Below are 14424 nucleotides of genomic sequence, written 5' to 3' on the forward strand. Positions count from 1 at the left end.
CAGCAAGTACGTGTTGTCAGGTACCGCTAGCTGCTGGCAGCTAGCGCTTGCGGCACTCGATGATTGCCGCATGCGGCTCATCGACATAGGCCTGCAGCGCCGGCGGCACCTCGCCCAGATCATGACCCGCCATCAGCCGTGGATTCGACCATTTGATCTCTTCCGCGCCGGCCCTGAGCAGCGCCGCCTCGATTGCCTGCTGCGACCAGTACCAGGCATGCACGCTGGCCTCGTACTGGCGATAACGCAGATCCAGGCGCAGACGCCCGCCTTCCTGCCAGGGATTGGCGTCATCATCCGGCGTCAGCGTGAAGCCGCAGCCCTGGTAGTAGCTCGGCGCTGGTGCGTAACGCGCATGGATCGGCAGCGCGACCAAACGGCCACCGGGCTGCAGTGGCGACATCATCTCCGCCGCCATCTGATCCAACTCGGCCAGGGTGGTGGCATAGGGCAGCACATAGACCGCCAGCACAAGATCGAAGTTGCCGTTGGTGGTTTCGTCCAACGTGGAACGGAAGCTGATGTCCAGACCATCGCGCTGCGCGCAGCGGCGGGCATAGTCGAGCATGCCCTCGGCAAGGTCATATCCCACCACCTTGCGAGCACCAGCGCGTTTGAGCAGACGCGAGTAGTAACCGCTGCCGCAGCCATACTCCAGGACATCGAGTCCATCGAGTGGGCCCAGCGCAGCAAACACGCTTGGGGTTTCGATGTACTTCCGGAATGGCCAGGTTGCCATGTCCTCGTAGAGCGCGCCCAACTGATCAAACTGATCTGCTGCTTCCCTGCTCATCTGCTGTTCCCTTTCATTGAGGGTACTGCCCGGAAGTTGCAGATGCTCACGGATCACTGAATGTTAAATTGTGATGCACATCACTTTTTAAAACTATTTCACGGTGTCATCTCGAACATTAAGCCGCCACTCAGGTTCCCGTGTGAAGCCGTCAAAAGCCCGGCAGTCCGGACATTACAGTATCGGCGGAATGTCGCGAGCGCGTAGACAGGTAGCTAAATCAACGCGTGCTGTTGCTGGGCTCGTAACAGACAGACTAAAGATGTTAAAAAGGCGGCCGTTATCACAGTTTGTACCGCCTCCACCGCGGCCACACTGATCACCGCCCAATCGTAAAGTGTCCATGCCCGACCACGAATCGACTGCACCGACGCCCTCGCCACACGCCGGCAACCTGTATGCCGATGATCGCTACATGGTGCGCAACCCGCACCAGGTAAGGCATTTGCTGCAGGCCATGATCGATCAGCGTTCGATGATCAATGTGCACCCCGATGGACGCGACCAGTCTTTCCCTTCGGCGGTGCTGGAGGTGGACATGCAGGGCCTGGTGCTGGATGCCAGCCCGGTCCCGTCAATCAACCGTTCCGTGGAGACCGCAAGCACCCTGCTCTGCTTTGGCCAGGTCGACAAAGTCATGGTGCGCTTCCAGCTGCAGGGCCACCACCGCGTTGAGCGCGGCGACCACACCGCCTTTGAGATGCCGTTGCCGGAGGAGGTTTACCACCTGCAGCGGCGCGAGTTCTATCGCCTGGAAACGCCGGTTGGCGATTCGCCGTATTGCGTGCTGCCTGACCCGGACGGCGGCGAATCCAGCCGCTGGCGCGTACTGGACATCAGCGCAGGCGGCATGGCCCTGCTGCTGCCGCCCGAGCAGAACCTGCTCAAGCTGCAGAGCCGCTACAGCTGCTTGCTGGAGGTTCCCGAAGGGGCGCCGATCAAGGCCTCGTTTGTGGTCTGCAACCTGCGTCAGCAGAAGCAGCCCAACGGCTCGGAGATGACCCGCATCGGCCTGCGCTTCGACGACCTTCCGCGCGGTGCCGACAACATCATCCAGCGCTACATCTTCCGGATCGACCGCCTGCGCAAAGCACGCAGCAACGGGGAGTAAGGCAAGCGCGTCTGTTGGGCTTTGGCTTTGGCTTTGGCTTTCAAGCCGTCATTCCCGCGAAGGTGGGAATCGCCCTGAGCTCCTGCTCCGACCGCGGCTCTGCCTCATGTCGCGCGGTCAAGAACCACAACCAAAGCCAAGCCGAGAGCGATTCCCGCCTACGCGGGAATGACGGCATACGGCGCAAGCCGGGGCTAGCGCCACGGCCAATCCTGCCCGAAATCACACTCCGGGCACCCCATCCCGCGATTCCTGCCTCGGCGCCTAAAGTCCCACCCGCTAGCGCCGATACCGGTGCATCAGCCGCATCGCATCGGCAGCCCGCCAGGACCAGGATCCGCCATGAATGACTCCCGCACCACCGCCACCGATACCACCGGCGGCGAATACCTCAGCTTCACCCTCGGCAACGAGCACTACGGCGTGGACATCCTCAAGGTGCAGGAGATCCGCGGCTATGACGCTGTTACCCGGGTTCCGGATGCGCCGGACTACATCAAGGGCGTCATCAACCTGCGCGGCACCATCGTGCCGGTCATCGACCTGCGCCTGAAGCTGCGCCTGGACGAAGCCCGCTATGACGCCTTCACCGTGATGATCGTGCTCAATGTCGAAGACCGCGTCGTCGGCATCGTGGTGGACAGCGTCTCCGACGTCATCCCGCTCAACGCCGAGCAGATCCGCCCGACCCCGGAATTCGGCGCCGCCGTCGATACCCGCTTCATCTCCGGCATCGGCACCCAGGACGATCGCATGCTGATCCTGCTGGATATCGAAACCCTGCTCGATACCGCCGACCTCGGCCAGCCGAGCGTTGCCGAAGAGGCGGCTTGAGCGGAAATTTCGCAAAGTCGATCACAGTTCCATGCATGCAACTCAAGCCCGGCAACTGCGGGCCGATAGCCATTGCATGCCCGTCCTCCCCGACCGGCCCCACTTTCCCTTCCCGGAGTTTCCGATGTACAAGCATGTACTTCCGCTGTTTGCCGCCACCGTTCTGGCCACCGTCGCGTTCGACGCCGTTGCCGATGCCGAGATGATCCCGCCGGAAACCGCTGCGCGCTTCGCCGGCAAGGACGGCATGGTCTGCGGCAAGGTTGAAAAGGCCCGCTACGCCGAAGGCTCGGAAGGCCAGCCGACCTTCCTGCACATGGGCGGCATGTTCCCGCGCCATACCTTCTCGGCACGTATCGCCGGTAGCAACCGCAGCAAGTTTGGTTTCCCGCTGGAGACGCTGGAAGGCAAGACCGTCTGCGTGATCGGCAAGATCCAGCGCGACGCATCGCGTGCCGAAATCGAAGTGGCATCGCCGGCCAACCTGAAGCTGGCAAACATCAAGTAATCCGCCTTTCGTCACGCCGGCATTGCCGGCGTGCCACCCCGCGCCTGTGACATGGCCGGGCCTGTTCCCGGAGATCGCGCAAGATGCAGTGGATCAACTCGCTGAAACTGAAGCCGAAGCTGATGCTTACTTTCGGCGTCGTGCTGTTCGTCATGTTGTTGCAGGGTGTCGTCGCGTATCGCGGCCTGCACTCGTTGAACAACGTCACCACCGACCTCGCTGAAAACCGCATGCCCAGTCTTCGCACCACCGGTGAGTTGAGCGGCATGGTCAGCGAGTACCGCAACGCGTCCTACCAGAGCCTGGTGCGCGCCAGCGACGACGTCAAAGCCGATGCCAAGGCACGTGCCACCGAACTGCGCATGCAGATCGACACCACCATCGCTGCCTATCCGAAGCTGATCGACAGCCCGGAGCAGAAGAAGTTGTTCGAGGCCTTTGTCGCCGACTGGGGCAAGGCGGCGTCCTCGTACGACGCGGTAACCGAAATGCTGGCATTGGACCTGCCGGATGACGCCATCGACACCTTTGTTGGCGAAACCCGCAACCTGCACCGCAATGCCTATAACGCCCTGCAGGCACTTGCCGCGAACGACAATACCCGCGCCCAGGCCGCAGCCAAGCAGGCCGAAGAAACCTATCGCGCTTCCGCCCTGGTCGGCATCATTGCCGTGCTGGTCGGTGGTGCTGCCGGTCTGGCACTGATCTGGCTGTTTGCCCGCTCGCTGGTTGCAACCATCCGTGGCGCGGTAGACGTAGCCAATGAAGTGGCCAGCGGCAAGCTGGATGGTTCCATCGACGTCTCGCGTGCCGACGAAGTGGGCGATCTGCTGCGCGCCATGCAGCGCATGCAGCGCGACCTGCGCGAACGCATCGACCGTGACCAGGTCATCGCCAGCGAAAACCTGCGTATCCGTACTGCGCTGGATTACTCGTCCACCGGCGTGTTCCTGACCAACAACGATCTTGAGATCGTCTACGCCAACCGCGCCCTGCTCGACAAGCTCAGCGAGCACCACGAGCAAATCGGCGGCGCGCTGACCGACTTCGACGCCAGCAAGCCGCTGGTCGGCCAGCCGGTCACCGTGCTTGAGCACGGCGGCGAAGTTGACCGCAAGGTTCTCGACGGTCTCGAAAAGAACGGCGTATTCAAGCGTGAAATGCGCTTCGGTGACGCCGAGTTCGCACAGACCATTTCGGTGATCCGCGACGACAACAATGTGCCGGTCGGTCACGTGGTCGAGTGGCGCGATCGCAGCACCGAGGCACAGGTCGAGAAGGAAGTGGCGCGCATCATGGAAGCCGCCGCTGCCGGCGACCTCAGCGGCCGCATCGGCACCGCCGACAAGGATGGCTTCTTCCTGCAGCTGGCCGAACAGATCAACAGCCTGCTGGACGCCAATGCGAGCAGCCTGGAGCAGATCTCGGCACTGCTGTCGGCGCTCTCGCGCGGCGACCTGACCGTGCGCATGCACGGCGAGTACCAAGGCGTGTTCGCCACCATGCGTGACGACGCCAACGCCACCGCCGAACAGCTGACCGGCATCGTTGGCCGCATCAAGCAGTCCTCGGTGTCGATCAACTCGTCCGCCAGCGAAATTGCCGCCGGTAACAACGACTTGTCGCGTCGTACCGAGCAGCAGGCCGCCAACCTGGAAGAAACCGCGGCATCGATGGAGGAGCTGACCTCCACCGTGCGGCAGAATGCAGAATCGGCTCGCCAGGCCAACCAGCTCGCCATCGGCGCTGCCTCGGTGGCCTCGCAGGGCGGTGAAGTGGTCAGCCAGGTGGTCACCACCATGACCCAGATCGAACAGTCCTCGCGCAAGATTGCCGAGATCATCTCGGTAATCGACGGCATCGCCTTCCAGACCAATATTCTGGCCTTGAACGCTGCGGTGGAAGCCGCACGTGCCGGCGAACAGGGTCGCGGCTTCGCCGTGGTTGCCTCGGAGGTTCGTACGCTGGCCCAGCGCTCGGCCGGTGCGGCCAAGGAAATCAAGGGGCTGATCGACGACTCCGTCGGCAAGGTCGCCGATGGTTCGGCGCTGGTCCGCAAGGCCGGTACCACCATGGGCGAGATCGTCGCCTCGGTGCAGCGCGTGACCGACATCATGGCTGAGATCTCCGCTGCCTCGCAGGAACAGTCGGCCGGCATCGAGCAGGTCAACCAGACCATCGTGCAGATGGACGAAACCACCCAGCAGAACGCCGCGTTGGTCGAAGAAGCCACCGCGTCGGCCCGCTCGATGGAAGAACAGGCTGCGCATCTGGCCAACGTGGTATCCGTGTTCCAACTGGAAGAAGGCGCCGCGGTCACCAGCAGCCCGACTTCCGCACGTGAACCGGCGCCCCGCCCCGCCGTCCAGGCAGCAGCACCGGCACCTCGCCGTCGCGCAGCCGCCGCCCGTACCGCAGTTGCCGAACTGGCCGACTCGGATTGGCAGGAGTTCTAAGCACCAACGTCGTCGGCTGCGGCAGTAACGCCGCAAACCAGAGCGATTGAGTCACCCGGAATCCGATGCCAGTCCCTGGCATCGGATTTTTTTTGTAGGAGCGGCATAAGCCGCGAAGCTGACACACCGTCGGCCCAGGCCCCGCGAGCGGCTGCAAGCACCACTAGCTTCGCGGCTTACGCCGCTCCTACAACACCGTGACACTGCAAGCTGGCCAGTCGTCTTCGCATACGTGAACAGATCGACAGCTCTAGCTGGAGTACCTCTTCAGGCCACTCAACTCATGCCCTTCGCGGCCGATAAACCGGTATCCCCTCACGCAGCGCTGATACCGCAAGGTAACCAGCGGATTCGATGACTATCTCCTCGCTCTGGAACAACTACATTTCCAACATTTCCGTCAGGCGCAAGCTGAACCTGCTGACGGCCCTGATCGTGATCGGTGTGATCACGCTGGCGGTCATCGCTGCCCGCATGCAGTACCTGGATCTGTACGAAACCCGCAAGGCGGCGCTGCGTGCCCAGGTGGAAATGAGCTACGGCGTTCTCGACCACTACGCCAAGGAAGCGGAAACCGGCGCGATGCCGCTCGCTGACGCACAGAAGTACGCCATGGCCGCGCTGCAGAAGATGCGTTCCGATGCCGACGTCAATTACTTCAACATCTACGACACCAAGTACGTGTTGCTGATGCATCCGTTCCGTGCTGACCTGGTCGGCAAGGACATGAAGGATTTCCGTGGCGAGGACGGCGTCCGCGTCTACTACGACCAGGTCGAAGCCGCACGCAAGGGTGGCGGCTATGTCGCCTATAGCTGGGCCAAGCCGGGCAAGGATGGCGTGGTCGGCAAGCTCGCCTATGCAGGCATGTACAAGCCGTGGAACTGGGTGGTCTCCAGCGGCGTCTACATGGACGATCTGCAGGGCCAGGCCTTGAAGTTCACCGCAATCATGACGGTGGCTGGTGGCGTGCTGGTACTGCTTGTGCTGGCCTTGAGCTGGATCATCGGCAACCGCATCGTGCTGCCGCTGCGCAACGCCACTGCAGTGGCCACCGCCATCGCCAAGGGCCGCATGGACAACCATATCGCGGCACCCAGCAAGGACGAGACCGGCCAACTGCTCAGCAGCATGGCGCACATGCAGGACCAGCTTCGCGCAGTGATTGGCGCGCAGGCCGAAATGGCGCGCCAGCATGACGCCGGCATGATTGGCTACCGCATCGATGCCAGCCGCTTCCCCGGCGACTACGGCGTCATGGTCGAAGAAACCAATGTACTGGTCAGCAACCACATCGACGTCAAGATGCAGGTGATCGCACTGGCGCAGCGCTATGCGATCGGTGACCTCAGCCAGGACATGCCAGTGCTGCCGGGCGACAAGCGCGTCATCACCGACACCATGGCCGCCATCAAGACCAACCTTGCAGCGATCAACAGCGAGATCAAGCGCCTTGGCAGCGCTGCCGCTGCGGGTGACTTCAGCCAGCGCGGCGACGAAGACCGTTTCGAGCACGACTTCCAGGCAATGGTGCGTGCTTTGAACACCATGATGCAGGTCAGCGATGACAACCTGGGCGAGGTATCGCGCCTGCTGCAGGCACTTGCCGATGGCGACCTCACCGTCAAACTCAGCGGCGACGCACAGGGCGTCTTCGCCAGCATGCGTGAAGACGCCAACAGCACCGTCTCCCAGCTGTCCGGCATCGTCTCCGGTATCCAGCAGTCTGCCGACAGCATCAACCTGGCTGCTGGCGAGATTGCCACCGGCAATGCCGATCTCTCGCGTCGCACTGAAATGCAGGCAGCCAACCTCGAGGAAACCGCGGCGTCGATGGAAGAACTGACCTCCACCGTCCGCCAGAACGCGGAATCCGCGCGCCAGGCCAACCAGTTGGCGATCGGTGCAGCCGGGGTTGCCTCGCGCGGCGGGCTGGTGGTGGAAGAAGTGGTCACCACCATGGGCCAGATCCAGCAGTCCTCACGTCGCATCGCCGACATCATCAGCGTGATCGACGGCATCGCCTTCCAGACCAATATCCTGGCGCTGAACGCCGCGGTTGAAGCTGCGCGTGCCGGTGAGCAGGGCCGCGGTTTCGCAGTGGTTGCCGCCGAAGTCCGCACCCTCGCCCAGCGCTCGGCCGGTGCCGCCAAGGAAATCAAATCGCTGATCGAAGATTCGGTCGAGCGCGTGGACGAAGGTTCGCAGCTGGTGCAGCAGGCCGGCACCACCATGGGCGAGATCGTGACCGCGGTGCAGCGCGTGACCGACATCATGGCCGAGATATCCGCTGCCTCGCAGGAACAGTCGGCAGGCATCGAACAGGTCAACCAGACCGTCATGCAGATGGACGAGACAACCCAACAGAACGCCGCACTGGTCGAAGAGGCCACCGCTGCAGCACGCGCAATGGAAGAACAGGCCACGTTGTTGGATGAAGCGGTGGCGGTATTCCAGCTGAGCGCCCAACCCGCTGCGGCAAAGCAGCCACAAACGCTGGCCATGGCCAGTTGAGCACGCATATTCCATGATCGACATCGACAGCACCGAGCGCGACTTCGAGTTCAATGACCGTGACTTCCGTCGCGTCTGCGAGCTGATCCACGCACGTGCAGGCATCGCGCTGGCGCCGGCCAAGCGCGACATGGTCTACGGCCGTCTGTCGCGACGGCTGCGCAACCTGGGCCTGCGCTCGTTCAAGGACTACCTGGACCAGCTGGAACAGCATGGCGGCGACGAGTGGCAGGCATTCACCAATGCATTGACCACCAACCTGACCTCGTTCTTCCGCGAGCCGCATCACTTTGACAAGCTGCGTGAAGAGCTGCAGATGCGCGCCCCACGAGCGCCCCTGAAGCTATGGTCGTGTGCCGCTTCCACCGGTGAGGAGCCCTACTCCATGGCGATCACCGCCTGCGAGGCGTTCTCGTCAATGACGCCGCCGGTACGCATCATCGCCACCGACGTCGATACCCAGGTGCTGGCCACCGCCAGCCAGGGCGTATACGCGATGGACCGCATCGCAGGGCTGGACCCGGCGATGAAGCGGCGCTATTTCCAGCGCGGCAGCGGCCCCAATGAAGGCAAGTGCCGGGTCGTGCCGGCGCTGCGCTCGCTCATCGAGTTCCGTCCGCTCAACCTGCTGGCCAACCGCTACGACGTGGGCGGCCCGTTCGATGCGCTGTTCTGCCGCAATGTGATGATTTACTTCGACAAGCCCACCCAGCGCGGCATTCTCTCGCGACTGGTGCAGCACATGGACGATGACAGCCTGCTCTACACCGGCCATTCGGAAAACTACCTGCATGCTGCCGATGTGATCCAGCCCTGCGGTCGCACGCTATACCGCCGCAGCCGCAGGAATGGCGCATGAAGAACTCCCAGCAGCACCCCGATGAGGTGATGCGCTATCGCGACACGCGTTTCCAGACGATTGCCGCCAAATTACTGCCAACCCAGTACCTGGTGGTGGACGACGATACCGCCTTGACCACCATCCTCGGCTCCTGCGTCGCCGCCTGTATCCGCGACCCCATTTTGGGCATCGGTGGCATGAATCACTTTCTGTTGCCCGAGGGCAATATCGGTGATGGCGCGCCCGCACGCTACGGCAGCTACGCCATGGAACTGCTGATCAACGACCTGCTCAAGCGCGGCGCGCATCGCAAGCGCCTGGAGGCCAAGGTATTCGGCGGCGCCAACGTGCTCAAGGGTTTCACCAGCAACCCGGTCGGCACCCGCAATGCGGAATTCGTCCGCCAATACCTGCGCGCCGAGCATATTCCCATCGTTGCCGAAGACCTGTGCGGCATTCATCCGCGCAAGATCTGGTTCTTCCCCATCACCGGCCGGGTGGTCGTGCAACGCCTGCCGCATGCGCACGACGCCGAAGTGGTCGCCACCGAATCCGCCGTCCGCGCCCGTCTGTCGCACACCCCGGTCAGTGGTGGCGTGGAGTTGTTTGAATGAATCTGCAGTCCCCGTGCCGGGTTCTGATCGTCGACGACTCGGCCCTGGTCCGCCAGGTGCTGACCGAGATCCTCGCCGCCGACCCGGCCATCGAAGTCGTCGGCACCGCAGCGGACCCGTTGCTGGCACGCGAGAAAATCAAACGGCTCAACCCTGACGTGCTGACATTGGACGTCGAGATGCCGCGTATGGACGGCCTGGCCTTCCTCGAAAACCTGATGCGCCTGCATCCCATGCCGGTGGTGATGGTGTCCTCGCTGACCGAGCGCGGCGCCGATACCACGCTGCAGGCGCTGTCATTGGGCGCGGTGGATTTTGTCGCCAAGCCAAAACTCGACGTCGCCCGCGGCCTGGACGCGTATGCAGAAGAAATCCGCAGCAAGGTGAAAATGGCCGCCCGCTCGCGGGTCCGGGCAATTGCCGGCGGCCCGCGCCGGCCGGTGCAGCGCCCAGCAAGCGCCAGCAACCTCGGCTTCCGCACTACCGATCGCCTGATCGCCATTGGCGCCTCCGCTGGCGGTACCGAAGCCCTGCGGGTGGTGTTGGAATCCATGCCCGCAGATGCCCCGGCCATCGTCATGACCCAGCATCTGCCCGCCAGCTTCAGTACCGCCTTTGCCGAGCGCCTGGACCGCCACTCGGCGATGTCGGTGCGCGAGGCCAGCGATGGCGAAGCCATCCTCCCCGGCCACGCCTATCTGCCGGCGGGCGGTCAGCATCTGCGGGTGATACGCGACGGCGCCCGCTGGCGCTGCAGGGTCGACGACGGCGTGCCGGTCAACCTGCACAAGCCCGCCGTGGATGTTCTGTTCCGCTCGGTTGCCGCCAATGCAGGCGCCAATGCGGTCGGGGTGATCCTCACCGGAATGGGCGAAGACGGTTCCCGCGGCCTGTTGGAGATGAAGCAGGCCGGCGCCCCAACCTTGGCCCAGGATGAAGCCAGCTCCGTGGTCTGGGGCATGCCTGGCAGCGCCGTGCGTTTGGGCGCTGCCGATGAAGTGCTGCCCTTGGACCGCATTGCCGAGCGCATCCTTGCCATTGCCCGTGGCTGACGCCGCCGCCCTGGCTACAGCATTGCAGAGAAATCAATCGTTTCCGGCTCGCGCATCGCGTCCAGCACGTCGATGATGATGGGCAGTTCGCTTGCGATGAACTGGACGTTGGCCACAACCTCGTCCAGTTCAACCTCCTGCTGATCACATAGAAATTCGACGCGATCACAGATATCCATCAGGTGCGCCACCTGCAACAGGCGTACGCCACCGTTGATTCTGTGCACCAGGTTGGACATGGCGCGCGGCTCGAACCTTTCCAGCAAGGCCTGCAGCTCGCTCAGATCACGGACAAAGCTCCGGTGCGCCTCAACCACCAGGTGACGCGTCATTTCCGCGTCGCCCCCCGTCAGCTCATGCAGTGCGGCCGTGATGTCCTTGCTCTGCGCAAGACGCGGTAACGGCACGCCAGCCCCTGCTTTCTCTCCCAGCCTCACCAGCAGGCCAGACAGCGTGCTCAGGCTGACTGGCTTGAACAGGCAATCGTTCATGCCCGAGGCGATGCACTTGGCCCGTTCCTCTGGCTGGGCATTGGCGGTGAAGCCAATGATGATGCACGGCGGGAGCCCATTTTCCTTTTCGTGACGCCGGATTGCCCGTGCCATGTCGTGACCGTTCATCACTGGCATGTTGCAATCAGTGACGACTATATCGACAGGCTCCTCCAGCCAACAATCCAGGCCCTCACGCCCATCGGATGCACTGCGTACGTTCTGTCCCAAGAATGCCAGCTGCTGGGTCAGCAGCGTGCGGTTGGCTGAGTGATCATCCACCACCAGCACCTTCATGCTCGGGTGTTTTGCGTCAACGGTCTGCAGCACCTCGGCGCTGCCTGGTATGGCTGGCAGCACGTCCAGTGGCAGGTTGAGCACCACCGAGGTACCTTCACCCAGCGTGCTGTGGATGGAGATGTCACCACCCATCAGCTCACACAGGAACTTGCAGATAGGCAAGCCAAGTCCGGTGCCGCCGCGCGAGCTATGCCCATGATCAGCCTGGGCGAAAGGATCAAACAAGCGAGCAATATCGCTGTCAGCGATGCCGATCCCTGTATCAGCTACTTCCAACCGCAGCTGCAAGCGCGACTCAGCTACCGCAACACCACGCGCCCTGATCATGACCTCGCCACGGTCGGTGAACTTGATTGCATTGCCGACCAGATTGGACAGCACCTGTTTGAAGCGCATCGGATCTATCGATACATCACAATCAACGCTTGGGTCCAGCTCAAGCCGCAGATGCAGGGTCTTCTGTCGAGCCAAGCCATTGAACACGCGCGCGACCGACTCGGTCATCTCGCGCAGATTGGCTCGCTTGGGGCTGAGACTGACGTGACCCGACTCGATGCGCACCACATCCAGGATATCGCCAATAAGCTCCAGTAGCCCATGTGCCGAATCATAGGCAACCGCGATTGCAGACTTATCAAGTCGCCCCTGATCAGCATGCTTCTGGGCAAGCTCCAGCATCCCGATAATGGCACTCATCGGCGTGCGGATTTCGTGGCTCATCGTCGCCAGGAAGGTCGTCTTCGCACGGCTCGATTGGTCTGCGGCGTTGAGCGCGCGACGTAGCTCCTCCATCAGATGGAGGCGGTCACTGACATCGATCCAGCCACAGACAACGCCCTTGGCGACGCCCTGCGAATCAAAATATGGATAAATCCAATGGTAGATGCTCAGCACCCGTCCAGGCAGATGCAGGGTCCGGTCAACCTCCAGCGGTTTACCGTTGGCCATCACCCATAAGTAGTCGTCGTGGAAGCTCTGTGCCTCGCGCGGGTCCATCTTCGCCCCGTCCATCGAGGTCTTGCCGAGCACCTTCTTTTCAGTGACGGAAAGCATGTCCAGATAGTTGGTATTGCAGGTAACCAGTCGTCCCTGCTCATCGCGGACATATATTGGGTGCGGCGTACCGTTGATCAACGAGCGCATGAAATTCAGCTGCTCGCCGAGCGCGTCCTCTGCCACCTGCCGTCGGCGGTACTGAGAGCGGATATGCACGTTCCAGATCAGTGATACCAGGATCAGCAGCAGGGCACCTGCGGCAATTTTGTAAATCAGCGAGCGGAAGTCCATCCAGGTTGCCGGTGACGCATCGGGCCGCGGCCGCCACCGGTTCTGAAAAATATCCACCTCATCAGGCGGAATCTGCAGCATGGCCTTGTCGATGATGCTGGCAAGCTCGGGCTTGTCCTTGCGCGTGGCAATGGCCAACCATGCAGGCGTATCCTCCACAACGTCGGACACGCGCAACCTTTCATCGTGCAGAACAGCAGTGTAGTAGAGCGCCATCGGCAGGAACGCAATCGTCGCATCTGCCTTGCCGTCCTTCACCAGTTCCATGGCGGCTGCAAGGGTATCGGTATCGATGAACTGATAGTCCGTTGCGGGGACCAGCATGTCCTTCAGCGCGTGCTGCATCGGCAACGCGATTCGCTTGCCGCGAAGGTCACCAAGCGATACCGGGCTACCGGGCTCCTCGCGCGTGATGATCCCATACGAGGTCTGCACGAACGGGCGCGAGAAATTGAATCTCTGTGCGCGCGATGAGGTGGGCACCAGCATGGTCAGGTCGGCGCTTCCCTCCTCCAACGCCATCATCTGCTGGTCAAGGCGCGATACGCGTACAGGCTCGAACTCAAGACCAGTGCGCTGCGCGATCGCGCGCATGATGTCAGCACTCAAGCCACTGAATCGCCCATCGGTATCAAAATAGGAAAGCGGTGCGGTGTCGTTACTTGCGACGAAACGCACCACTGGGTTCTCTGCTATCCAGCGCTGCTCGGCAGTGGTCAGCTCGATCCGCGCCACGGGCACCATGCCACCACCGCCGGACCAGCGCTTCAGCAGCTCCGCACCGTGGGTCTGCTGCAGCTTGGCAAGCGCAAGGTTGATGACCCGTTCCAACGTCAACGCTTCTTCACGCACAGCGAAAGCAAAACCACCGGTATCAATGCGCGGCACAGCAACGGTCCGCACATAGTTGAAGTAGCTCAGGTTCACCAGGTAGTTGCTGGACACCGTATCACCCAGGTACAGATCCGCACTGCCAAAAGCCAGTGCGGCCAATGCCTGCTCGCGTGAGCGATAGTTTGCGATGATCGCATCCGGATACAGGTCGCGTATCTGCACTTGTGGCAGATAGTCCTCTGCCACAGCGATACGCATACCGGTCAGCTCCTGTGGCATTCGCCTACGCTCAGCCTTGCGCACATACAGCACAGGGGTGTCTTCAACATAGCGCTGGGTCAAGCGTACCGCGTGTCCGGCGAGCTCATAGTTGTTGGCACTTCCAACCATATCCACCGCACCGTGCTCCAGCGCACGCAGCGCTGCCGTGCGGTCCGGATAGCGAACCACACGCAGCTCGACACCCAGCAACTCGCCAATGGCACCAAACGTATCTGCAGTAATTCCTTCATAGCAATCATTACCGGAGAACACCTCCAATGGCATGAAGCTTGGCGAGGCGACCCCCATCACCAATACCTTCTTGTTCCGCACCCACTCCATATCCCCCTTGCCCAGCTCGAGCGGCGAATTGGGGATATTGTTGCGCGCCAGCAAGGTCAAATCCCTGACATCACTGGACGCTGCGATAGCGATGTTCGCAATCAGCGAAAGAACGGCGACGAGGGGCCATGCCGCAAGCTTGAAGCGACGCCTCAACGTAATCTGCGGCATGGTGGGTTACTCAGG

10 protein-coding genes are annotated in these 14424 nt (G+C 62.1%); 8 read left to right on the top strand and 2 right to left on the bottom strand.

What is annotated here, in order from left to right; genetic code table 11:
• Window positions 1-40 precede the first annotated feature (40 nt).
• Window positions 41-793, bottom strand: coding sequence for a class I SAM-dependent methyltransferase (locus tag ACVOLV_RS09880; protein WP_481554234.1), 753 nt, complete (start codon window positions 791-793; stop codon window positions 41-43).
• A gap of 343 nt (window positions 794-1136) precedes the next feature.
• Between ACVOLV_RS09880 and ACVOLV_RS09885 the strand changes: the two genes are divergently transcribed.
• From ACVOLV_RS09885 to ACVOLV_RS09920, 8 genes are all read left to right on the top strand, one after another.
• The gene (locus ACVOLV_RS09885; RefSeq protein WP_481554235.1) at window positions 1137-1904 is read left to right on the top strand and encodes a flagellar brake protein; all 768 of its coding nucleotides are present in this window, start codon (window positions 1137-1139) and stop codon (window positions 1902-1904) included.
• Window positions 1905-2246: 342 nt separating this feature from the next.
• On the top strand, window positions 2247-2738 hold the full coding sequence (locus tag ACVOLV_RS09890) for a chemotaxis protein CheW (protein WP_303749786.1): 492 nt from the start codon (window positions 2247-2249) through the stop codon (window positions 2736-2738).
• Between the two features lie 124 nt (window positions 2739-2862).
• Window positions 2863-3246: a hypothetical protein gene (locus tag ACVOLV_RS09895; RefSeq protein WP_405051672.1), complete on the top strand. Its 384-nt coding sequence runs from the start codon at window positions 2863-2865 to the stop codon at window positions 3244-3246.
• 83 nt (window positions 3247-3329) lie between these two features.
• Window positions 3330-5702, top strand: coding sequence for a methyl-accepting chemotaxis protein (locus tag ACVOLV_RS09900; protein ID WP_481554236.1), 2373 nt, complete (start codon window positions 3330-3332; stop codon window positions 5700-5702).
• Between the two features lie 354 nt (window positions 5703-6056).
• Window positions 6057-8216: a methyl-accepting chemotaxis protein gene (locus ACVOLV_RS09905; protein WP_481554237.1), complete on the top strand. Its 2160-nt coding sequence runs from the start codon at window positions 6057-6059 to the stop codon at window positions 8214-8216.
• Between the two features lie 13 nt (window positions 8217-8229).
• Window positions 8230-9075 (top strand): CheR family methyltransferase, encoded by an 846-nt coding sequence (locus ACVOLV_RS09910; RefSeq protein WP_481554238.1) that lies wholly within the window; start codon window positions 8230-8232, stop codon window positions 9073-9075.
• Entirely contained in the window at window positions 9072-9671 is a 600-nt protein-coding gene (gene cheD, locus ACVOLV_RS09915; RefSeq protein ID WP_481554239.1) for a chemoreceptor glutamine deamidase CheD, read from the top strand. Before ACVOLV_RS09910 ends, cheD begins: the two co-directional genes overlap by 4 nt.
• Complete coding sequence (locus ACVOLV_RS09920; RefSeq protein ID WP_481554240.1) at window positions 9668-10723, top strand: protein-glutamate methylesterase/protein-glutamine glutaminase; 1056 nt, start codon at window positions 9668-9670, stop codon at window positions 10721-10723. The genes cheD and ACVOLV_RS09920 overlap by 4 nt, the downstream gene beginning before the upstream one ends.
• 14 nt (window positions 10724-10737) lie before the next feature.
• Here the strand turns inward: ACVOLV_RS09920 and ACVOLV_RS09925 are convergent, their stop codons facing one another.
• Entirely contained in the window at window positions 10738-14409 is a 3672-nt protein-coding gene (locus ACVOLV_RS09925; RefSeq protein WP_481554241.1) for a transporter substrate-binding domain-containing protein, read from the bottom strand.
• Between the last annotated feature and the right edge of the window lie 15 nt (window positions 14410-14424).

The organism is Stenotrophomonas sp. STEN023, from assembly GCF_056760135.1.